16 protein-coding genes are annotated in these 22,516 nt (G+C 36.2%); 2 read left to right on the top strand and 14 right to left on the bottom strand.

What is annotated here, in order from left to right; translation table 11 throughout:
- Positions 1 to 1,017: 1,017 nt before the first annotated feature.
- Positions 1,018 to 2,400 (top strand): class II fumarate hydratase, encoded by a 1,383-nt coding sequence (gene fumC / locus QWY78_RS03830; RefSeq protein WP_290216765.1) that lies wholly within the window; start codon positions 1,018 to 1,020, stop codon positions 2,398 to 2,400.
- Between the two features lie 91 nt (positions 2,401 to 2,491).
- Here fumC and QWY78_RS03835 read toward each other — a convergent pair whose 3' ends face one another.
- The 13 genes from QWY78_RS03835 to QWY78_RS03895 form a co-directional block, all read right to left on the bottom strand.
- Positions 2,492 to 3,529 (bottom strand): outer membrane beta-barrel protein, encoded by a 1,038-nt coding sequence (locus tag QWY78_RS03835; RefSeq protein ID WP_290216767.1) that lies wholly within the window; start codon positions 3,527 to 3,529, stop codon positions 2,492 to 2,494.
- 30 nt (positions 3,530 to 3,559) lie between these two features.
- The gene (locus QWY78_RS03840; protein ID WP_290216769.1) at positions 3,560 to 4,168 is read right to left on the bottom strand and encodes a hypothetical protein; all 609 of its coding nucleotides are present in this window, start codon (positions 4,166 to 4,168) and stop codon (positions 3,560 to 3,562) included.
- Positions 4,155 to 4,715, bottom strand: a complete 561-nt coding sequence (locus QWY78_RS03845; RefSeq protein ID WP_290216771.1) for an RNA polymerase sigma factor — start codon at positions 4,713 to 4,715, stop codon at positions 4,155 to 4,157. Before QWY78_RS03845 ends, QWY78_RS03840 begins: the two co-directional genes overlap by 14 nt.
- Before the next feature lie 144 nt (positions 4,716 to 4,859).
- Complete coding sequence (locus tag QWY78_RS03850) at positions 4,860 to 5,573, bottom strand: ABC transporter ATP-binding protein (RefSeq protein WP_290216773.1); 714 nt, start codon at positions 5,571 to 5,573, stop codon at positions 4,860 to 4,862.
- Positions 5,574 to 5,647: 74 nt separating this feature from the next.
- On the bottom strand, positions 5,648 to 7,114 hold the full coding sequence (locus tag QWY78_RS03855; RefSeq protein ID WP_290216775.1) for a DUF5687 family protein: 1,467 nt from the start codon (positions 7,112 to 7,114) through the stop codon (positions 5,648 to 5,650).
- A 51-nt stretch (positions 7,115 to 7,165) separates the two neighbouring features.
- On the bottom strand, positions 7,166 to 8,815 hold the full coding sequence (locus QWY78_RS03860) for a DNA repair protein RecN (RefSeq protein WP_290216777.1): 1,650 nt from the start codon (positions 8,813 to 8,815) through the stop codon (positions 7,166 to 7,168).
- Between the two features lie 180 nt (positions 8,816 to 8,995).
- Positions 8,996 to 9,901 carry a type IX secretion system protein PorD gene (gene porD, locus QWY78_RS03865; protein ID WP_290216778.1) on the bottom strand — a complete coding sequence of 302 codons (906 nt, stop codon included), beginning with the start codon at positions 9,899 to 9,901 and terminating at the stop codon, positions 8,996 to 8,998.
- 37 nt (positions 9,902 to 9,938) lie between these two features.
- A complete protein-coding gene (gene coaBC, locus QWY78_RS03870) occupies positions 9,939 to 11,135 on the bottom strand; it encodes a bifunctional phosphopantothenoylcysteine decarboxylase/phosphopantothenate--cysteine ligase CoaBC (protein WP_290216780.1) in 1,197 nt (398 codons plus the stop codon).
- A 188-nt stretch (positions 11,136 to 11,323) separates the two neighbouring features.
- The gene (locus QWY78_RS03875) at positions 11,324 to 11,815 is read right to left on the bottom strand and encodes a hypothetical protein (protein ID WP_290216782.1); all 492 of its coding nucleotides are present in this window, start codon (positions 11,813 to 11,815) and stop codon (positions 11,324 to 11,326) included.
- 67 nt (positions 11,816 to 11,882) lie between these two features.
- Positions 11,883 to 12,665, bottom strand: a complete 783-nt coding sequence (locus QWY78_RS03880) for a (Fe-S)-binding protein (RefSeq protein ID WP_290216784.1) — start codon at positions 12,663 to 12,665, stop codon at positions 11,883 to 11,885.
- Positions 12,666 to 12,745: 80 nt separating this feature from the next.
- Positions 12,746 to 14,074, bottom strand: a complete 1,329-nt coding sequence (locus QWY78_RS03885) for a 4Fe-4S dicluster domain-containing protein (RefSeq protein ID WP_290216787.1) — start codon at positions 14,072 to 14,074, stop codon at positions 12,746 to 12,748.
- Between the two features lie 11 nt (positions 14,075 to 14,085).
- Positions 14,086 to 15,036 (bottom strand): MlaD family protein, encoded by a 951-nt coding sequence (locus QWY78_RS03890; protein ID WP_290216789.1) that lies wholly within the window; start codon positions 15,034 to 15,036, stop codon positions 14,086 to 14,088.
- 125 nt (positions 15,037 to 15,161) lie between these two features.
- On the bottom strand, positions 15,162 to 17,306 hold the full coding sequence (locus QWY78_RS03895) for a peptidylprolyl isomerase (RefSeq protein WP_290216790.1): 2,145 nt from the start codon (positions 17,304 to 17,306) through the stop codon (positions 15,162 to 15,164).
- A 235-nt stretch (positions 17,307 to 17,541) separates the two neighbouring features.
- On the opposite strand from QWY78_RS03895, the gene lon reads away from it, so the two are divergent.
- Positions 17,542 to 19,947: an endopeptidase La gene (gene lon, locus QWY78_RS03900; RefSeq protein WP_290216793.1), complete on the top strand. Its 2,406-nt coding sequence runs from the start codon at positions 17,542 to 17,544 to the stop codon at positions 19,945 to 19,947.
- A gap of 166 nt (positions 19,948 to 20,113) precedes the next feature.
- Here the strand turns inward: lon and QWY78_RS03905 are convergent, their stop codons facing one another.
- Complete coding sequence (locus tag QWY78_RS03905; RefSeq protein WP_290216795.1) at positions 20,114 to 22,360, bottom strand: inorganic phosphate transporter; 2,247 nt, start codon at positions 22,358 to 22,360, stop codon at positions 20,114 to 20,116.
- Positions 22,361 to 22,516 lie beyond the last annotated feature (156 nt).

Below are 22,516 nucleotides of genomic sequence, written 5' to 3' on the forward strand. Positions count from 1 at the left end.
GCCAGTTCGTGGCTGATCCAATAAATTTAACTAGTGTTTTTTTAAAAAAGCGTTGGAAAGACGAAAAGACAAATCCTTAAGGTTAATGAAAAGGCAAGTGCAGCAAAGTCCTGAAACGAAAAAACCAAAAGCAAAGGACAAAGTCTTATGAATGTTGAGAAAGCGTATCAAAGTCCTAAAAGGACAAAATCAATAGAATAGGACAAAACAAATGATTTTGCCAGTTCGTGGCTGATCCAATAAATTTAACTAGTGTTTTTTTAAAAAAGCGTTGGAAAGACGAAAAGACAAATCCTTCAGGTTAATGAAAAGACAAGTGCAGCAAAGTCCTGAAACGACAAAACCAAAAGCAAAGGACAAAGTCTTATGAATGTTGAGAAAGCGTATCAAAGTCCTGAAAGGACAAAATCAATAGAATAGGACAAAACAAATGATTTTGCCAGTTCGTGGCTGATCCAATAAATTTATCTAGAGTTTTAAAAAAAAGCATTGGAAAGTTGAAAAGACAAATCCTTAAGGTTAATGAAAAGGCAAGTGCAGTAAAGTCCTGAAACGACAAAACCAAAAGCAAAGGACAAAGTCTTATGAATGTTGAGAAAGCCTATCAAAGTCCTGAAAGGACAAAATCAATAGAATAGGACGTAGTCCTATTATTAGGATTGAACGTGCAGCGAAGCCCTGAAAGGGCGAAATCTATTTCACACCAAATTTTAAACCTAAAGAAATTTTAATTGTATTTATAAATGCGTAATTTTATGAAATCTCCCTTGGTAAGAATAACTGACTGAACTTCTAGCCCCGATTGAAGGGAAAATCCTTTTTCTTCCCGCGACAGCGGGAAGAAAAAGATTGGAATGAAAAGCGGGAACCAATCTTCGAGCAATGCGAAAATCTTGTTGCTCCTAAAAAAAATTTTAAGAAAAACCCTTTCATTGCGAACAACTTTTTGCAACGGATTGCTTTCCACCACAGCGGACAGGACGTTCCTCGCAATGACGAACTAAATTAAATAAAACAATGAATTACAGAACAGAAAAAGACACGATGGGCGATGTGCAGGTTCCTGCCGATAAATTTTGGGGTGCGCAAACGGAGCGTTCCAGAAATAATTTTAAAATTGGTCCGGAAGCATCAATGCCACACGAAATTATTGAAGCATTTGCCTTTTTAAAAAAAGCCGCTGCTTTTACGAATGCAGAATTAGGCGTACTTCCCGAAGAGAAAAGAGATTTAATTGCGAAAGTTTGCGATGAAATTCTGGAAGGAAAATTAAATGATCAATTTCCGTTGGTTATTTGGCAAACTGGCTCTGGAACGCAATCCAATATGAATATGAATGAGGTAATTTCTAACAAAGCACACGTAAATAACGGCGGAACTTTGGGCGAAAAATCTGAAGTTCATCCGAATGATGATGTGAATAAATCCCAGAGTTCCAATGATACTTTTCCTACGGCAATGCATATTGCGGCGTACAAAAAAGTGGTAGAACATACTTTGCCTTCCGTAGAAAAATTGAGAAATACGTTGCATGAAAAAGCAGAAAATTTCAAAAATATTGTGAAAATTGGACGAACCCATTTGATGGATGCAACGCCTTTAACTTTGGGTCAGGAATTTTCTGGCTATGTTGCGCAGCTGGATTACGCAATGAAAGCAATTACCAATACTTTTGAGCATTTACAGGAAATTGCACTTGGCGGAACTGCAGTTGGAACGGGTTTGAATACGCCAAAAGGTTATGATGTTTTGGTTGCAAAATATATTTCAGAGTTTACTGGATTGCCTTTCGAAACAGCACCAAACAAATTTGAAGCATTGGCTGCGCACGACGCCATTGTAGAAACGCACGGCGCTTTGAAACAATTGGCGGTTGCTTTGTACAAAATTGCGCAAGACATTCGTTTTCTCGCGTCTGGACCGAGATCTGGAATCGGGGAAATTCATATTCCAGAAAATGAACCTGGTTCTTCCATCATGCCTGGAAAAGTAAATCCGACACAGAATGAAGCATTGACGATGGTTTGTGCACAGGTTTTGGGAAATGATACCACAATTACTTTTGCCGGAACGCAAGGAAATTTTGAATTGAATGTTTTCAAACCTGTGATGGCGTACAATTTCTTGCAATCTGCACAATTATTGGGTGATGCCTGCATTTCCTTTAATGATCATTGCGCGATTGGAATTGAACCAAACGAACCGAGAATTAAAGAATTGGTAGATAAATCTTTAATGTTGGTTACTGCCTTAAACACGCACATCGGGTATGAAAACGCTGCAAAAATTGCAAAAACCGCCCATCAAAATGGAACGACTTTAAAAGAAGAAGCTGTAAATCTGGGATTGTTGACGGCGGATCAATTTGATGAATGGGTGAAGCCGGAAGAGATGGTTTAAAAAAGACGAATAGATAATAGATTATTGCTAAAAACTAAAAAACTCTGGAATTTTCCAGAGTTTTTTGTTGATATGAAGTACTATGAAAAATTTATAATCCAAGACCTATCCCAATAACCAAAGCTTTATCATTTGGATAAAGATTGCCTTTAAAATAATTGCTGAAATCTTTTTTAACGAAAAGACTCAAACCGTTATAAGAAAAAGTAAACTGGCCACCGTATACAAAAGGATTTACCTGATAATTGGAACGGTTACGAAAATCTTCAGCATCACCGCGAATGATATTGTTAGTTGACATTTTTACGCCTCCGTACATATTGGCAGCAACTCTAAATCCAGAACTGTAAGGTTTGTACTGAACATCCATGCCGGCATTCTTTAGTTTAGAAAAGTTGTATTGTAAGCCCAAGGGAACCATTAAATAACCTGTTCTCATTTTATTTTTGTCGATGTTTCCGGCGTAATTCGCGACCGAAACTTCTCCATTAGCATCTTTGGAGAAAAACTTGTTATTGTCTAGGCGAATGGTTCGCCAAGATAAGCCTACGCCTGAAATCAAACCCCATGGACTCATTCTGTCGAATTGGTAATTGAGTTTCATTCCCAGTTCTAGATTATTGCTGTACGCGATATTTTTATCCAGGTTATTATCGGGTTGATCATTGGTAAGCGTCATTATTCCATAGGAGAAATAAGGACTGAGGTTTCGAACTGCACGAAATTTCTTCATTAATTTCGCTTTCAACTCTTCATTGGAAGTAATATCAGAATTAAGCAAAGAATACCGAACTTGTTTTTGAATAATTTCATCCATATCGAAACCTAATGCTTCGATCCGATTGTCTATTTTTAAGGAATATCGGTCTGCAATTTCTGCTTTCTTTTTATTAAATTCAGCTTGTGCCAAATTTTCTTTGGCCAAAAATTCCAGTTCCAATTCCATGAGCTTTTTTTCCTCTTGAATGATATTGTTAATTTTCGTGGCATATTCATCAATCTTCTCCTTTACAATAGGGCTTACCTCTGTATCCTGTTTTGTGGGAAGATTTAATTTGATAATGACTTGCGCAGTAATGAAGGAGGCATAAAAGCATACCAAGCCCATCATGATAATTTTCTTGATCATTTTATTAAATTTTAAAAGTTTATTAGTGAATTAATTCGAGTTGAGATCGATGGTGGCTACGTTGCTGCCATCTTTCGATTTCTCAATGACATCTTTGTGTTCAACGGAGAAAAGTAAAGTTGATGGATCCACAAATCTTTTTCTCTTGGTCGGTATTTTTGCGGAGTCTAGGATTGCTATACTGCTAGAAACCTGATTTTTTGCTTTTTCGAGAATGGTTTGTTGAGGTAGAGTTTCTGGAATTTCGTTCTTTACAGCAGCCACTTGCGGCTCAGAAATTTTGGCTTTTTGAGTTGGACTAATTTGATCAATCTTTATTGAACCAAGTTTTGCTTTTTCAACCAGCAGTTTTGTTTCTTCTTTTTCAATTTTTCTTGGTGGAACTACAATCTCTGAATGCGTTTTTGTTTCAACTATTGGTGTTATTGGATCATTATCCTTAGTAATGAAAATAATTCCTAAACTTAAAAGCAAACCTAAACTTGCAGCCACGAGATACCAATTAATCTTTTGTTTTGCAGCAATCTGCATTGAAGTTTGATTTTCAATTTCGACCCACAAATCTCTGGTCGGCGCGATTTCTCGTTCTTCAATTTGCTTTTTGATCTGCTGTTCTATCTTATTTTTAGACGTATTCATTTTTCAATTTTAATTGTTCCTGAAAGTAAATTTTTCGAAGTTTTTCTTTGGCCCGAAAGAGTTGCGTTTTGCTAACGGATAAAGAAATGTTCAATATTTCAGAGATTTCTTGATGCGAGCAACCTTCAATCACATAAAGGTTAAAAACCATTCGGTATGCATCGGACAGCTGATCTAAAAGTTCTTGTGCATTAAAGTTAAAGTCTATTATTTCATCTTGAACCTCTTCTAAAATAGAAGGATTTATATCGTCAATATAAAATACGGCTTTACGGCTTTTAATAAAATTAAGACACTCGTTCACTACGATTCTCCTGGCCCAACCTTCTATATTTCCCTCACCGCGAAAGGTTTCTATGCTTTTAAAAACCTTGCAGAAGGCTTTGATTACGCAGTCTTCTGCCTGATAAATATCGCTGACATAACTTTTACTGATGCTCAAGAATTTTTTAACATTTTGTTCATAGAAGATTTTCTGCGCAGCCGGTTCCTGTTTTTTTAGGCGGCTAAGCAAATCATCTTTTTTAGTATTAAACAAAATTTTCATCGTATTCTCTTTCTACTTTAAAGACACTGAAACTTTGAAAAGGTTACAGCTAAAATTATTTTTCCAATATTAAAATGGTAAGTGCCTGAAAATGAATTAAAAAAAATCCACTTTCTAAAAAAGAAAATGGATGCTAATTTCGATTTATATTGAAAATTCAACTGATGTTGAAAAAAAATCTTCCAATTCCTTCAAAGTTTCTGGGGTGGTGATAATGTCTTTTACCAGTTCACCTTTGTCGAGTAGCACAATTCTGTTACTAACTTCTGTGGTGTGTGCAAGGTCATGACTTGAAATTAGGAAGGTGACTTGTTCATTTTTAGTCCAGTCTTTAATAAGTTTTTTCAGTTTAATTTGGGTCGATGGATCCAGGTTGGCAAAAGGTTCATCCAGCACAATGATTTCGGGTGTGCCGATCAGCGCGCCCACAATACCAACTTTTTTCTGGTTTCCTTTTGATAAATCACGAACATATTTTTTCGCATGGAGAATTTCACCATTGAAAAAATCATTGAATTGTTTTAAGAATTCATCTACGCTGGCTTTGTTTTCACCGCGAAGTTCACCCAGAAAATAAAAATATTCTTCTGGAGTTAAATAACCGATTAAGAAGGTATCATCAATAAAAGCAGAAACTTTCTTTTTCCAGTTTTCATTTTCATTCACTTTCTGACCATCAATTTCTATGAATCCTGTGGTAGATTGTATTAGATCTAATAAAAGACTGAAAAGTGTTGTTTTTCCGGCACCGTTATTTCCGACCAAACCGAAGCTTTCTCCTTTTGGAATTTCGAGATTTTCGATGTGAAGAACTTTTTTAGTCCCATACACTTTGGTGATATTTTGAATTGAAATCATTTTATTAGGTTTTAGTTGGTAGGTTATCGTTTGTTGGGTTTTAGAAAATTTATTTCTAAAAACAGATTCAAAATTTATACTTTTTTAAACGCATCCAGCGTTGAATATTTTTCGGTTTTGTAGACTTTAACAATGATGTCGAAAATTTTATCCCGAATCAGAAAACCGATAATTCCCAGAATACCTAAACTGGCCACGGCCGGATAGATCCCGAAGAAATATTTCACCACAGCGAAAACACCCATTGGTAAAATCATCTGCGGAAGCATCAGTAACATAATTTTCATATTAAAGTTATTCCCGCCGCCGCCGAAAGATTTACTTTTTGAATTGAGATCAATCGGTTTTTTGTTGAAAGCACCTGCCAAAAGAGTGATATAAGAATTAACGCCCAAATTGTATAATCCAGCTGCAAGAACCGTGAGATAAAACTCCCAACTTACAAAAAGATAGGCTGATGATAAAATAATAGAAACGAAAATTCCGATCACGATAAGTGACCATTTCCCTTTTAAGTATTCTTTGTACGGCACATTTGATGTCATCATCAATGGGTAATACGAACTGTCCCAGGCGGGAACGCGCTGGCCAAACATCAACATAAATCCGCCCGTGACAAAGATTCCTGTGAACAATTGCATAAAACCGTTGTCGTACCCTTTGGTAAAAGTTAAAAGTCCGTAAAACAAAAAGAAAATACTTGCAATGACGGCAGATTTTGCGGCTTTACTTCTCTTTAATAAGCGAATATCATTATTAATAAAAGTTCCCATAACACCATATCGATTGAGGAAAGCTATGTTCTCTGTTTTTCCTTCTGCCACTTTTAATTCTAAACCTTTATCGAGGTAAAAATTCTTATAAATTTCCTGATACGCCAAGTATGCGACAGCAATTGCTAATATGATTGGCACCAAAAAGAATCCTGCATATTCGTAAAAACTATAGAAAATGGTCTGGGAATAACCAGAAAGCTCGATTATTTCATAATATTCCAACGCGGCAAAAATGGTCATCACCCCAAAAACAAAATATAAAACGATGTTTTTACCATTCAATAAAATATTCAAAAAATTGTTAAAATAGAAGATGGCAAAAATACCAATGGTAAACATAATTACGTGGATAATAGAGTAGCCACCATCAAATATGAGCAAGCCCGCGAACGGAAGAAGAAACAAAAGATTCCCCCAATTGAAGAAGTTAAAAAGTATTTTTAGCAACGTATAATTCACCAGCTTTTTCTTGGTGATTCCTAAAGTGAGAAAAGGTTTGATGTTTTGCGTCGGCATCTGCTGCATGAAATAGCGGATCACCAAATCAAATGCCCAATAATAAATGAAATATTTACAAAACAGCAGCAGCGGATCTGCCATCATTTTCTTCTTGGTAAAAAAGTAGAGTATAAAAGGCAAAGCCACGAAAATGGCACTAAAATAAGCCATCCCGAAAAACATTAGAATCTTCATCCCGAGGTTGGCTCCGAACTGTGGATTGCGAATAAAATTTTTGAATTCAAGTTGTAAAAGTCGCCCGTACATAGTCTTGGTTTTAGATATAAGTCTAAAAATAAGAAAAATGTTACAGAAATGTTACTTCATCAACTCTTTTGCCTGCGAAATTGCAGCCTCGGTGATTATGCTCCCAGAAAGCAACTGTGCAATTTCTTGTAATTTCTCTTCTTTATTTAAAGGGATAATGGTCGATTGCGTTTTCCCGGAAACTTCTCTTTTAATAACTTTGTAATTGTCATTTCCTTTGGCAGCGACTTGTGCAAGATGACTGATGACGATCAACTGCATGTTCTCCGACATTTCTTTCATCACATTCCCGATTTCTTCCGCGACTTTTCCTGAAACTCCAGTATCAATTTCATCCAGGATTAAAGTGGGTAATTCTGAATTTTCTGCCATCAGTTTTTTAATGGAAAGCATCACGCGAGAGCGTTCACCCCCAGAAATTGCTGTTTGAATCGGTTTCAAAGGGAAACCTGAATTTGCTTGAAATAACAGTTGAATCGTCTCCTTTCCGAAGGAAGTAAAACTCGTGGTATCGTTTAACTGAACTTCAATTTTTGCTTTTTCTAAACCTAATTGCTGCAGTAATTTTTCAGTTTTTTTGATGAAACCTGGTATTGCTTTTTTTCGATTTTGCGATAATTCCGCCGCGATTTTTTCTAAGTTCTTAGCGGCCTGGGCAATATTCTTTTCGGTTTGCTCCATAAGAAACTCTAACTCGACAAAACCAGTTTGTTCATTCTGAATTTCATCACGAATTTCAATCAGTTCTTCAACCGAATTCACTTTATGTTTTAGAAATAAAGAATTGATTTTGTTAACTTGTAACGACAATTCAGACAGTGCTTCCGGACTGGTTTCCATTTTTTCAGCTTCGTTTTGAAGATCAAATAGAAAATCTTTAAATTCTACAAATTGCTCCTCAAATCGCTGATTTAATTTGGAGTATTCGTGCGATAAAGAGGCTACTTTTGAAAGTTTACTTTTAACATCCAGTAACGAATCCAGCACACCAATTTCTTCCTGATCCATTTTATTAAAGATGATCGACAGATTTTCAATAATCGTCTCCGCGTTTTCTTGTTGACTTAATCGGTTTTGAACGTCTTCTAAATCAAACAGGTCCAAATTAACTTCCTGCAGTTCTTCTAATAAAAATACTTTGTAGTCGCTTTCTTTATTGCCTTCTGAGAGTTGTTTTTTGTAATCTTCAAGTTCTTTCACCAATTTTTTGTAGGCGATAAAATCTTGTTGGTAGTTGGTAATCAGCGTTTTATTATTGGAGAGTCCATCCACCATTCTGAATTGATATTCTTCATCAAACAAATTTGAAGTTTCAAATTGCGAATGAATATCGATTAGTTTTTCGGCAAGTTTTTTAAGTATTTCTAAGGTGACCGGAACATCATTAATAAACGCACGTGATTTACCGGTTGGTAAGACTTCTCGTCGAATAACGGTATTGATTTCAAAATCCAAATCATTTTCCTCAAAGAAATATCTAAAATTTTCATTAATGATGAATTCGGCTTCAACGATGCTTTTAGTTTCAGAGCTTTGGATTGATTTTACATCGGCCCTTTCGCCTAAAATTAAACGCAAAGCTCCCAAAATAATCGATTTCCCAGCACCAGTCTCGCCCGTAATCACCTGTAAACCTTTGTTTAAAGTAATCTCGAGAGAATCAATGAGGGCGAAATTTTGAATGAATATTCTTGAAAGCATATTTTAAAAAATCAATTACGAAGTTTTAAATCAAACTTCGAACGGTAAATTTAAGACTTTAAAAGAGATTATGAAAAATAAAAGCAAATCAGGAAAGGCTAAAACATCGATATTAACATCATTTTAACAATGTGAATTTTGAGTTTTAGAGCCAAAAGACATCGAATATAGTAGACGAAATTACTTCCACTTATTCCATTTGCTGTCAATATCTTTGGGAGATAAAATGATGAAAAGCGCTTTTAAATCAGCCATATTTACATTTGCATTATTTCCGTTATTGAAAATGTCGAAAATTTCTTGCTTTTTGCTATCAATGAAAATATTGACGGGATAATTCATCTGAAAATTATTTTCATACGTTTTCAATTGCATCAAAGCATCAGAAATAATTTTTTTACCCGAAGACTGATCTTGTTTTCCAAGATTATCCAAACCCGCGCGATGGTAGGTGTAGTAAAGATTTCGCAAGGTGTTTTGTTCAGGTTTCAGGATATTATCAACCAAAGCCGCTCTGGTTCTTGTTCCTTCCATAACAGACCAACCTGCAAAGTTTTGATTCTGCGCATTATTTGATATTTTCTGTGCTTTTTCAAACCAAGGTTGCCCGCCGCGAACCTTGTAACTGTCGCCATCATAGCCCAAAATGGTGTATACATAAAAACTGATAACATCAATTAAATTCTTCCCTGAAAATTGTCGTTCATTGAAAACTAAATTTTCATTTTCGGTATAATCAAAACTAAAATTAGTATCGTTCAAATTCAATAATGGTGTTTCATAAGTGGTGTTAAAAACTGGGCGGACCGCTTGTATCACAATGCTCGCCTTAAAATTATTGCTGCCCGTTTTTTCATTGATTACGATGGCAAAATTACATTTGATTTTTTCAAAATTCTGCAGTTTCTTACCCGTCCAACTTGTATTGTTGATGAAATCTCGTAAATTTTTCTCTAAAGTTTTATAAACCTGCATGTTACTGCCGCTTACTTGTTGGGTGTTGACCTGTACATTTGCCAATAACTCCTGAGAAAAACTCAAGTTTAGGGAAAATAGAAGGATGAATATTGTAAAAAGTTTCTTCATTATTAAAGTAAAGTTTGGAAACGGAAATTTAAGGATATTATTTCAAAATCTGCGCTTGCACGAAATTTAAAATATCTTTTGCCACTTCATTTTTCGATTTTAAGGGAAATTCTGTAACCGTTGTTTCCGTAATGATTTTGATTTTATTGGTGGTGCCTTTAAATCCCGCTCCTTCATCTCGAAGAGAGTTTAGAACAATCATATCCAGATTTTTTTTCTGAAGTTTTCCTTTGGCATTTTCTTCCTCATTTTGCGTTTCCAATGCAAAACCTACCAGGAATTGTTTGCTTTTCTTTTCGCCCATGGTTTTAAGAATATCGGGATTTTTTACCAGTTCAATGGTGAGGGAATCATCATTTTTTTTGATTTTTTCTGAAGCGACTTCTTTCGGAGCATAATCTGCCACAGCAGCACTGGCAATAGCAATATCCACGTTTTCAAAATGATCAAAAACCTTGGTGAACATTTCTTTTGCAGAAGTTACGCGATGAACTAGAATGTTTGGATTATCGGTCTTTTCTGCGCTCGGTCCCGAAATTAAAATTACTTTTGCGCCACGATCGGCCGCTTCTTTTGCCAGTGAAAAACCCATCTTACCAGAAGAATGATTTCCGATGAAACGAACAGGGTCAATCGCTTCATACGTTGGCCCAGCCGTGATTAAGACTGTTTTGCCTTGAAGGCTTTGGGTCGCATTAAAAAATTCTTCAATAATTTGGGCAATGGTTTCCGGTTCCGCCATTCGTCCTTGTCCCGACAATCCGCTGGCCAATTCGCCATGTTCAGCGGGAATGATGTGATGTCCGAAATCTTCAGCCAATTCGAGGTTTTGCTTCGTCGAAGGATGTTGATACATCTCTAAGTCCATGGCTGGAGCTATAAAAACTGGGCATTTTGCCGACATATAGGTCGCTAAAACCAAGTTGTCGCACATTCCGTGAACCAGCTTCGCTAAAGTGTTTGCGGTGCACGGAGCCATTAAAATAACATCTGCTGAAAGCGCCAAGTCAACATGATTGTTCCAGGTTCCATTTTCAGAATAGAACTCGGTGTAGACCGGATTTTTAGAAAGGGTAGAAAGGGTAAGTTTTGACACCATTTTTTCTGCGGAAGGGGTCATTAAAACCTGAACATCTGCACCTTTTTTGATGAAATCTCTGATGAGAAAATTAATTTTGTACGCGGCAATGCCACCGGAAATACAGATGAGGATTTTCTTACCTTGAAGTTTCATGCGTTAGAATTTTAAAGTTGAACGAATTTACTTAATTTTTAGCAATTGCGTCTTGATTTCATTTCCCTTCAGGAAAATATAAGAAGCTGATAGGATATAAAATGTATGGTTTGGCTTTTTGGTTTAAGGGAAACAAAAAACCCTTCAAGAAGTAATCTCAAAGGGTTGTATTTTTTTATTATGCGCATTTAATTGATATAAATCCCAGCCCAGCTTCTTCTTAACGGCAAAAGAAAATCACTTAAAAAAGCCACATAGGTATTTTTTGAAAAGTCGTACACTTCAATATTTTTTGAAATGTCGCCGTTTTTTAGACCGTTTCTGAAATCCTGTAATTTCAGGGTTCTAACCTCGCCATTTTCCACAAAAGTTGCTTTCATACGATCGAATAAACCGAGTTGAAATTCCTGTTCAATTTCTTTCATAACGCCACCTAATGCATCGACAGAGCAGCCGGATGCCGCCTCCTTATCTTCATCAACACAAACCACAATAAACTGATTTTTTTCAATTTTAAAAGAAGAAGACAATGGTTTGCCATGCGCTGCCCAAGTTGCCAAAAAATCGAACAATTTCTCGGTAATTACTTTGCTTTCTTTTGGAGTGAAAGTCCTGGATGCGGGATAAATAATTACCCGATAATCATTGGTTTCTATAATGGTTGATTCTTCTATTTTCATTTTTTTTGATTAAAATTTTGAAGTCGAGATTTTACGTAGATATGAAATTGAAATATTAAATTCTTATTTATAAATCGTCGGCCTCTGCTAAAAGTTCTGCAATGTCTTTTACAGAAACTTCGGTATTGTTAAAATGCTTTACGCCATCGGTTATCATGGTGTTACAGAACGGGCAGCCGGTCGCTATAATATTTGGACTTTCGTTCAATGCTTCTTCGGTTCTTTCTACATTGATGTCTTTATTTCCTGGTTCTGGCTCTTTGAACATTTGCGCTCCTCCTGCGCCACAACATAATCCGTTGGATTTGCAGCGTTTCATTTCTACCAATTCTGAATCTAATTTTTGCAAAAGTTGACGCGGTGCTTCATATTCGCCATTTCCTCTGCCCAAATAACATGGGTCATGAAAAACAATTTTCTTCCCTTTGAAAGATCCGCCTTCAATTTTAAGACGACCTTCTTCCATCAATTTTCTAAGGAATTGTGTGTGATGCATCACTTCATAATTCCCACCTAATCCAGGATATTCATTTTTAATAATATTAAAACAGTGGGGACAAGTGGTTACAATTTTCTTGACTCCATAACCATTCATTATTTCAATATTGGTATGTGCCATCATCTGGAAGATGAATTCGTTTCCGGCGCGTTTTGCAGGATCTCCATTGCAAGATTCTTCTTGACCTAAAACGGCAAACTCGACCCCAACTTTGTGTAAAATTTTACATAATGATTTGGTTACTTTTTTTGCGCGATCATCAAAACTTCCCATACAGCCAACAAAAAACAGCACTTCGGGCATTTTTCCTTCGGCAGCATATTCTGCCATTGTTTTTATAGTAAAATCCATTTTTTAATTTATCGATATGCCAATGTAACTGTTTACCAAATTTAGTGATTGTTACATTGTTAAATTAGTACATTTTTACATTACTCTTTCGCCCAATTCAAACGATCAGCTTGATTATACTGCCAAGGTGCGGCATTGTTTTCTATATTGGTCATCATTTGGTTGAGCTCCTGCGGAGCGGCGGATTGTTCCATGACCAAGAATCTACGCATCTCTATAATGATAGCAAGTGGATCGATGAGAATAGGACACGCTTCTACACAAGCATTACAGGTGGTACAAGCCCAAAGTTCTTCTCTTTGAATATGGTCATCTAATAATTTCTTGCCATCTTCCACGAATTTTCCGTTTTTGTTGATGTTCTTACCTACTTCTTCGAGACGATCGCGGGTATCCATCATAATTTTTCGTGGAGATAGTTTTTTGCCGGTAAGGTTCGCCGGGCAAACTGCCGTACATCGCCCACATTCTGTGCAGGAATACGCATTGAGTAATTGAACCTGACTCAAATCAAAAATATCATTGGCTCCAAATTTTTCTGGAACTGCGTTTGGATCTGCTTTGGGCTGCGCTGCGTAAGGATCAGCATTGGGATCCATCATCAACTTAATTTCTGCGGTTACAGAATCTAAATTGTTAAACTGTCCTTTTGGTTTTAAATTGGCAAACCAAGTGTTCGGAAATGCCAAAATAATATGTAAATGTTTAGAATAGTAAAGGTAGTTCATAAAGAACAAAATGCCGATAAAATGGAACCACCAAGCTCCTCGTTCGGTAATTATCAAAATATTATCACTGAAATTTTCAAATATCGGACCTAATAGATTTGAGGAAATCGGGAAACTCCCGTGTTCTGTAAAAACGCCTCTTTGTTGTAAAACCCAATCTGCAGCATTCATTTTAAAGAAAGCCATCATTAAAGCAAATTCGATTACTAAAATCCAGTTTGCATCATGTTTTGGCCAGCCGAAGAGCTCTTTCATCGTCAGCCGTTTAACTCCGTAAAAGTTTCTTCTGATAAAAAACACCACCACAGCAATAACTACAAGGAACGCTAGAACCTCTAAAGTAGCCGTGAAGGCTGCATAAAGAGAATCACCCAAGATCCCTGCTAAGAATCGATGAGTTCCGAAGATTCCATCAACAATAATTTCTAACAATTCAATATTGATAATAACAAATCCCACATAAACGATCACGTGGAAAAAGGCTGCGACTGGTCTTTTGCCCATTTTACTTTGACCAAGCGCGACTTTCGCCATGGTTTCCCAGCGTTTTGCTTTTTGGTCCGAACGATGGCTTTCTTTACCAAGTTGAATGTTGCGGTAGATTTCCTTTAAACTTTTGAAAAAAAGTCCAAACCCTGCGACGAGGGCAATAAAGAAAATAATATTGTCAATATACTGCATATTGAATGGTTTTAGTCTTTGTTATTTTTTCCGAAAACTGAAAAATTTAGGTATTTTTTCGGATTTGCTTTTAAATCTTCTACCAATTTATTCAAATTTTCGGCAGTATTATTAAGATTACGATAAAGTTCTTCATCTTTCGTCAATTTACCAAGACTTCCTTCGCCATTTTGTATGCCAGAAATAATACCATTGAGCTTATCAGCCGTAATGCTTAACTTATCAATGGTGTTGTTTAATTTCTTAACATCAACATCATCGGCAACTTTACCATACTTATCAATTGCCGACTTTGCACTTAAGGTAGCAAGGTTGGCATTGTCTAAAACTTTTTGTACGCGTGGATCGTTATTGGCTAAAAGTGCATTTGTTTGTCTGGAAGTTCCTTCGAATGAAGCAACAGTTCTATTTAAATTGGTCAGCAAGGCACGGATTTCTGCTCGGTTTTGATCGTCAAAAATCTTATTGGCATTGTTGGTTAACGAATCTACTCTTTTCAACACCACTTGCAGCTGATCTTTTACAGGGCCAACCTGAGAAGAAATGCTGTTCATCATCGAAAGTTTGAAAGTGCCAGCCAGCGTGTCTCCATCTTTTGCCATAGGTTGACCATACTCTAAATTGATGCGCATTTCTTTACCAGACATTAATCCAGGCTCAAAAATCTCTAAAGTTGATTTTTTGGAAAATTCAAAATTATCATCGATAATTACTTTTACCACAAAATGAATTCTACCATCTTTTTCGGTTACAGGGAAAATCTTATCAACTTGTCCCACTTTCAAACCGTTGATTGAAACGGGGTTTGAAGCTGCTAATCCTTCTACGTTATCAAACTTTGCGTAAAATACATTATCTGTAGTGAAGAGGCTCTTGCCCTTCATGAATTGGAATAAAAATACGAATCCAATAATGGCTAAAATAGCGATGAGCCCTGCTTTTATTTCTTTTGTGAATTTCACTTTTATATAAATTTTAAGCAACAAATATAATACATTTTAAATAAACCTACTGTAAAACGCCTACCACAGACCACAAAAAAAGCGACTCCGAAAAGTCGCTTTAAATCAATTATCCTATATGAAAATTACTGTGCCGAAACTTGATTGTAAATTTCGATTCTGTAATCTTTAATTTTTGCGTTGTCTTGCAAACTTTTCATTAATGCTTGGCCGAACTGCTGTGAGTTTTGTCCAGCAATAGCTTCTGTCATTTGCTTCAGGTCTCCAGGTTGCTTATTGGTCGTTTCTGATTTTTTCAAAACTACATAAACACCGGTAGCTCCTTCTACTGGATTCGACAATTTATTTTTGGCAACTCCAAACGCGGCTCCTGCAACTCTTGGTTCCATGGCACCATTAACTTGTGGATTCAACATGTTCACTTGTGCAGATAGTTTTGATACGCCAAATTGTTTCGCGATTTGATCTAAACTCGTTGCTTTCGCTGCATTGATCTTATCGGTGATTTGTTTTGCCATCAATTTATTTTTCACGATCGGTTCAATCTGCGCTCTTACTGCTTCTGGATCTGCAGGGCCTGCCTCTTGTACCCCATTGACGTAAGCAACAATTCGGTCACCAGTTCCATCTACGGTGAAGATATCGGTATCTCCTTTTTTTCTTTTCTTATTAAATGCCCAAGCGATGATTTCTTCATCTTTATCTGTTCCTAAACCAGGAAGCTGACCTTGGAATCTTCCAACTTCAGTTGGGTTAAAGAATACATACTTGCTTTTTTTAGCAAGGTTAGCAAAGTCGTTGAAACTTTTACCTTGCACCTGCTGAATGTATTTTGTAGCTTTTGTATAGATTTCGTTTTCTGTTTTGTCAGAAGCTTTCACCGTCTTAACCAAGTTTGCGACTTTGTACGCCATGGTTCCGGCTTTTTTATCTTCAATATTGATGATATGATAACCATATTGGGTTTCAACTACGGCAGTTGCTCCTTTTCCGTTGGTGGCTAAGAAATTTAAATATTCTGGCACAAATGGTGTCGCAGGAGTGGTCCAACCCACACTTCCACCTTGAGCGGCAGAGCCTGGATCTGAGGAGTATTTTAAGAATTCTGCGAATTTAGACGGATCAGCTTTGACCGCAGCTCCAATAGAATCTGCTAATTTTTTAGCTTCGTCTTTCGTTCTTGTAACATCACCCGCTGCTTGATTTCCTTTGTAGGTTACCAAAATATGACGTGATAAGGTAGAATCAGAAGGTTTTTTATCTAATAATTTAGAAACCACATAAAAGTTTTGTTCTTTGTAAGGGCCAAAAGTTGTACCTACACTTGCAGTTGCAACCTTATCTCTAATTGCCATAGGCAACTGATCTGTAGAAAAATAGGTTGGGTTGAACGGCAAGTCAGAATTTAACGCAATAAACATGGAGTCGTTGGTTGTATTTTGAAAACTTTCTTTTCCGCTTAAGTCGCTTCCTTCTTTAAATAATTTATTGATTTCAGTTTCTGAAGCAGTTTCATCTTGGGTACTTGGCGCAGCTGGAAAATATACAAGCCCTAAATTTCTACTGGCATCTCGTTTAAACAAAATGGGATGAGCTTTAATATAATCTGTTAAATCCTGTGTTGTTACTTTTACAGGGTTTTTCTGTGCATATACATTGTAATCAATTTTAACAAAATCAATATCTGCCAACTGATCTCTTTCTTTCATGATTTCCTCTGCTTCTTTTTTACTCACAGTGATTCCTGTAGTCACATTTGCAAAAAGTTGTCTGGCCATCATTCTGTATTCAATTGATTTTCTGGTCTTCATCCAGTTGTTGTACATTTCCAGATTGGTGCCTTTCATTTGTTCAACTTGACCTTTAATTTCCTGAACTTTGAAATTGCCTTTTTCGTCGAAGTTTTCTTTATTTTGAGCAAATAAAGGATCAAACTGCAATTGATTCCAGAACATCTCTTCTGTTAAAGTCAAGCCCATTTTATCAAACTGTTGTTTGATGAGTTTAGACTGAATGATCATTTGCCAAGCTTGTTCTTCCAAACCTTTGGTAGGCTGGCCTTGTTGTTCTGCTTGCTGCTGCAGCATAAACAGTTGGTCATCAAAATCTTCCTTAGAAATCTCTTCGCCGTTTACTTTGCCGTAAACCCCTGGTTCTGCACCAAATAGCTTTTCAAGACTATCGGGATTCACTACGAAAGCCAACATTGCTACTGCAATAATTCCCATCAAAAGCCAAGGTCTGTTTCTTATTTGTCCTAAAATTGCCATCTTTTTTGTATAATTTTATCAGTTTGCGAAAATACACATTTTTAATAGATTAGAAAAAAAATTACACACTTATTTAAAACTACATCAATTCCAGCGGTAATTTTGTCTAAATTTTTCGATGGCATAATGCTTGTCAAATTATACAGACCCTACAAATACCCGTACTTTTCAATGGAAATACGGATAAGCACCTTTAATTACCTATAAAAAATGACAATTTGTCATTAATCATATTATGAAAGAATTTGAAGATCTCAACTTTGACGAAATTTTAGACGACGGTTTCAGTATTTTATCTGAAGAAATCAACATTTCTGATTTAGAAAACCTGGACGAGCATAACGAGCAAACTATTTTCCCAATCTTACCGGTTAGGAATATGGTCATGTTCCCTAAAGTTATTATTCCAATAACTGCGGGCAGAGCCATGTCGATTAAACTTTTAGAAGAAGCCCAGCGCAACAATGAATACATCGGGATTCTTACCCAAAATAATTCGAGTATCGAAAATCCAACCACCGATGATTTATTCAGCGTGGGTACGTTAGCAAAAATCATTAAAATCATTAAACTTCCTGAAGGGAATGTGACGGCGATTACCAGAGGTTTCCAAAGATTTAAAGTCAAAGAATTTACCGGTAAAAAACCTTATTTTAAAGCTTCGATAACCAAATTAAAAGACAGTTCTACTAAGAAAAAAGACGAATACGAAGCGCTTTTGGAAAATGTAAAAGATCTGGCTTTAAAAATTATCGACATCGATCCCAATATTCCAAATGCGGCCAACTTTGCCGTAAAAAATATTTCTGCCAATGAGGATTTGCTGAATTTTATTTGCTCCAATGCTAGTTTTTCGCCCAACGAAAAACAGAAATTACTGGAGGAAAAAAGTTTGATGATTCGTGCGGAAAAATGTTATGCTTTGATGCATGATGAATATCGGAAATTAGAATTGCGCAGTCAGATTCACAATAAAACTTCCAAAGACCTTGATAAACAACAAAGAGAATATTTTCTAAATCAACAAATTAGAACCATTCAAGATGAATTGGGCGGTGGCCCTGAATCTGATGTTGAGGAACTATTAGAAAAAGCTAAAAAAATCAAGTGGAACGATGAAGTTGATGAGCATTTCAAAAAAGAAATCAATCGTCTTCAGCGACAGAACCCAAATTCTCCTGATTATAATGTTCAGAGAAACTACCTCGACTTCTTCACAGACTTGCCTTGGGAAAAATACTCGAAAGATGTTTTCGATATTATTAAAGCGGAAAAAGTTTTAGATAAAGCGCATTACGGACTGGAAGATATTAAGAAAAGAATCTTAGAACACATGGCAGTTCTGAAACTGAAAAACAATATGAAATCACCGATTTTGTGCTTGGTGGGTCCACCGGGAGTGGGTAAAACCTCGTTAGGAAAATCAGTTGCAGATGCTTTGGGTAGAAAATATATTCGTGTTTCCTTGGGCGGACTTCATGATGAATCTGAAATCCGGGGACACCGGAAAACCTACATTGGTGCCATGGCTGGGCGTATTCTGCAATCTATTAAAAAAGCAGGAACCTCTAATCCTGTTATTGTTTTAGATGAAATTGACAAAATAGGACAAGGAATTCATGGTGATCCAAGTTCTGCTTTATTAGAGGTTTTGGATCCTGAGCAGAACAATTCTTTCTATGATAACTTTTTAGAAATGGGCTACGATTTATCGAAAGTAATGTTTATCGCCACGGCCAATTCACTTTCCACGATACAGCGCCCATTGCTTGATCGAATGGAAATCATCGAAATTGCCGGGTATACTTTAGAAGAAAAGGTAGAAATTGCCAAACGCCATCTTATTAAAAAGCAACAGGAAGAAAACGGTTTGGAAGTGAAATCTTTTAAACTGGGAAATGCAGAATTGAAACACATCATTGATGCGCACACCTCTGAAAGTGGTGTTCGAGGTTTAGAAAAGCAAATTGCATCTGTTGCCAGATGGGTAGCGTTGCAAACCGCGATGGAAAAGGATTACGAACCTAAAATAATGCTTGAAAAAGTGGATGAAATTCTAGGCGTACCACGACCGAAAAACTTATCGGAGATTACCAGTGTCCCAGGGGTAGTAACTGGCTTAGCTTGGACTCAAGTTGGAGGAGATATTCTTTTTATTGAAAGCATTTTGAGTGAAGGAAAAGGGATTTTAACCATGACCGGAAATCTCGGTAATGTGATGAAAGAATCGGCAACCATTGCTTTGGAGTATATTAAAGCCAAACACCAGGAGTTGGGAATTTCGTCCGAAGATATTCAGAAAAACAATATTCACGTGCATGTTCCGGAAGGTGCAACGCCAAAAGACGGACCTTCTGCAGGAATTGCTATGTTGACTTCTATTGTGTCGAGTTTTAAAAATAAAAAAGTAAAATCTCATCTTGCAATGACCGGTGAAATTACCTTGCGTGGAAAAGTTCTTCCGGTGGGAGGAATTAAGGAGAAACTTCTCGCTGCAGCCCGCGCTGGCATTAAAGAAATTATTCTTTGTGAAGCCAACCGAAAAGATGTAGAAGAAATCAAAAAGGATTATCTGAAAAATCTAAAAATCAATTATGTTAGCCGAATGGGCGAAGTGATTGAGCTGGCGATAGAGTCTTAATTCTCTTCATTTTACACCAATAAAATTTGACATTTGAAGAGTTTAGATTCGTGAAAATATAAAAAAATTCTGTAGCAATACAGAATTTTTTTTAATCAATTTCCACAGCATTGAAAATCGATCTCGTTCGGTAAAAAGCATTATTTTTTGACCTGTTTAAAATAACTTACCCTTTATTAAGTTGATTAAACTCCTTAAATAATTCTAATAGATTCATGATAGACTTTACCAGATCATTGGTTTCAAGCAGTAAGGCCAGATAAAATTTACTATTTTTCGGACTCGTTTCTGTGGTCCGGATTCTTATGATTTGCTTTGTAATCAGTTCAGATACTGTATTCAAAACCATCTCTTTCTCTTCTAAAATTAAGTCGATTTTATGAAAATCATCAGATTTGAAACTTTCCTCTAAAAGAAGCAATAACTGACTCATTTGAGAATCAATGGTTTTTAAGTCACTGATCTGATTTTCTTTTAAGGGTTTATGGTTATTATGAACATGGGAGTAACTATTGCTGGTTAGAAAATCTATAGACTGCACCATATCTTGCAAATAGCTTAAAATTAGAATATAAAATTTGCTTGCTTCTACAGAGTTAGCATCTAAGTTTTTAATGAAATAAAACACGTTACTTTTCAACTCATCTACTTCCTTTTCTAAACTTTTCTGCTCTTTTTTATTGGCTTTCAGCAGCGCTAAATCGTAGGAACTGATATTATTGATTAAGCTGCTATAAAGTGAATTTGTTTTACTAAAAACTTTTGATATTTGAGCAGAACTTTCCATAATCATTTCATTTACGGTGCCAATATCTTCTCGACGCAATGTGTTTATTTCTGCCTCCACTGCGACCTTCTGTTTATATTTTCTAGAACTTCTATATAGTATTATTGCCAGCAAAAGCAAAAGCCCCACAAAAGCGAATACTTCACCAATTTTCAATATATAAGCGATTGTACACGCCAATAAAAATGCAACAATCGCCGTGAAAAACCAGCCACCGATTACTTTGAAAACGCCCGCAATTCTGTAAACTGCACTTTCCCGATCCCACGCTCTGTCTGCAAATGAAGTTCCCATGGCAACCATAAAAGTAACATAGGTGGTAGATAACGGTAATTTCATCGAAGTACCAATTGCAATTAAGATACTTGCAACCATTAAATTAACAGAAGCACGTACCATATCGAAAGCTGGTTCGTCTGCTTTATTTTTAGTAGATTTCGGTACGCTTCGAAATCTTCTATTGATATTAATTTGTACTCTTTTTGGTAGAAAATGATTGATGCCTTCTCCAATATTGACTCCAGCTCGTACGATGGCGCGGGAAATGGTGTTCGGGGTAAATTTTTCTACACCATCACCTTGTCTGGATAAATTGACGCCAGTTTCTATAACGCTTCGTGCCTTTTTTGAAGTCCAAAGCGTAACAACCATGATCACGCCCGCAAATAGTAAAAAATAGAAAGGCGCAACAATATCATTATTGGCCAAATCTCCCATCATAAATGCATCACCAGAAATACCACTTCCGCTAAAAATTTCATAAGAATTGAAAGCTGCAATGGGAACTCCAATAAAATTGACCAAATCATTCCCTGCAAATGCAAGCGCCAGCGCAAAGGTGCCAATCAAGATGATTACCCGTAAAATATTGATCTTGAAAACGCTAATCAAAATCTGAGATAAGGCTGTAAATAAAATAAAATTACCACCTAAAATGAAAAATTGATGTTGATCGATCCACGCAAACTGTTCCTCAGATATGAATGAAACTCCTTTTAATCCTTTAATCAAAATGAAAAAAGTAATTGCTGTAATTGCGGCACCACCGAAGATGGCTCCAAAATATTTAAGCTTCTTTTCAAAATGAAAGGTAAATATTAATCGGGAAATATATTGTACAAAACCACCAATCGTAAAAGATAAAAATACGGACAAAAGGATACTATAAACAATCATAGAGGCTTTCTTTGTATTGATATATGCTCCCAAATTATCCAGACTTTCATCGGAGGTCACAATTTTATATACTGCCAGACAAACTGCCGCACCCAATAATTCAAAAATAATAGAAACCGTGGTTAAAGTTGGCAATCCTAAGCTATTGAAAACATCTAATAAAAGGATATCTGCAATCATCACTGCAAGAAAAATGATCATCACATCATTAAAGCTAAACATGCTCGGCACAAAAATGCCGCTTCGTGCAATCTCCATCATCCCACTTGAAAATAGGGCGCCGATAAGAACACCCAGGCTCGCAACAATCATGGTGATTTTAAAAGAAATGGCTTTCGAACCTATTGCCGAATTTAAAAAATTTACTGCATCATTGCTCACACCAACCACCAAATCAATGATTGCTAATATTCCTAAGGCAATAAGCATAATTATATAAATTTGCTCCATTTACAAATGTTTTATTGTACTGCAAAAATCGGTTATCATTTCCGTTTATACATTAACTTAATGTTAAATTCCTAGATCGATAAGATTTCGACTAATTAAAGTATAATTGCAGAGTATCGCTTTCTATATTCAATTTTTGTCAATTTTTGTCAATTT

This window comes from Kaistella yonginensis, from assembly GCF_030409525.1.
Taxonomy (GTDB): Bacteria; Bacteroidota; Bacteroidia; order Flavobacteriales; family Weeksellaceae; genus Kaistella; species Kaistella yonginensis.

What these genes read in the sequence shown, in the direction of transcription:
- QWY78_RS03905 (WP_290216795.1), bottom strand. Translation starts at nt 22,360, where the DNA reads ATGGAGCAAATTTATATAATTATGCTTATTGCCTTAGGAATATTAGCA.
- QWY78_RS03895 (WP_290216790.1), bottom strand. Translation starts at nt 17,306, where the DNA reads ATGGCAATTTTAGGACAAATAAGAAACAGACCTTGGCTTTTGATGGGA.
- coaBC (WP_290216780.1), bottom strand. Translation starts at nt 11,135, where the DNA reads ATGAAACTTCAAGGTAAGAAAATCCTCATCTGTATTTCCGGTGGCATT.
- lon (WP_290216793.1), top strand. Translation starts at nt 17,542, where the DNA reads ATGAAAGAATTTGAAGATCTCAACTTTGACGAAATTTTAGACGACGGT.
- QWY78_RS03875 (WP_290216782.1), bottom strand. Translation starts at nt 11,815, where the DNA reads ATGAAAATAGAAGAATCAACCATTATAGAAACCAATGATTATCGGGTA.
- QWY78_RS03860 (WP_290216777.1), bottom strand. Translation starts at nt 8,815, where the DNA reads ATGCTTTCAAGAATATTCATTCAAAATTTCGCCCTCATTGATTCTCTC.
- QWY78_RS03855 (WP_290216775.1), bottom strand. Translation starts at nt 7,114, where the DNA reads ATGTACGGGCGACTTTTACAACTTGAATTCAAAAATTTTATTCGCAAT.
- QWY78_RS03845 (WP_290216771.1), bottom strand. Translation starts at nt 4,715, where the DNA reads ATGAAAATTTTGTTTAATACTAAAAAAGATGATTTGCTTAGCCGCCTA.
- QWY78_RS03835 (WP_290216767.1), bottom strand. Translation starts at nt 3,529, where the DNA reads ATGATCAAGAAAATTATCATGATGGGCTTGGTATGCTTTTATGCCTCC.
- fumC (WP_290216765.1), top strand. Translation starts at nt 1,018, where the DNA reads ATGAATTACAGAACAGAAAAAGACACGATGGGCGATGTGCAGGTTCCT.
- QWY78_RS03880 (WP_290216784.1), bottom strand. Translation starts at nt 12,665, where the DNA reads ATGGATTTTACTATAAAAACAATGGCAGAATATGCTGCCGAAGGAAAA.
- QWY78_RS03850 (WP_290216773.1), bottom strand. Translation starts at nt 5,573, where the DNA reads ATGATTTCAATTCAAAATATCACCAAAGTGTATGGGACTAAAAAAGTT.
- QWY78_RS03840 (WP_290216769.1), bottom strand. Translation starts at nt 4,168, where the DNA reads ATGAATACGTCTAAAAATAAGATAGAACAGCAGATCAAAAAGCAAATT.
- QWY78_RS03885 (WP_290216787.1), bottom strand. Translation starts at nt 14,074, where the DNA reads ATGCAGTATATTGACAATATTATTTTCTTTATTGCCCTCGTCGCAGGG.
- porD (WP_290216778.1), bottom strand. Translation starts at nt 9,901, where the DNA reads ATGAAGAAACTTTTTACAATATTCATCCTTCTATTTTCCCTAAACTTG.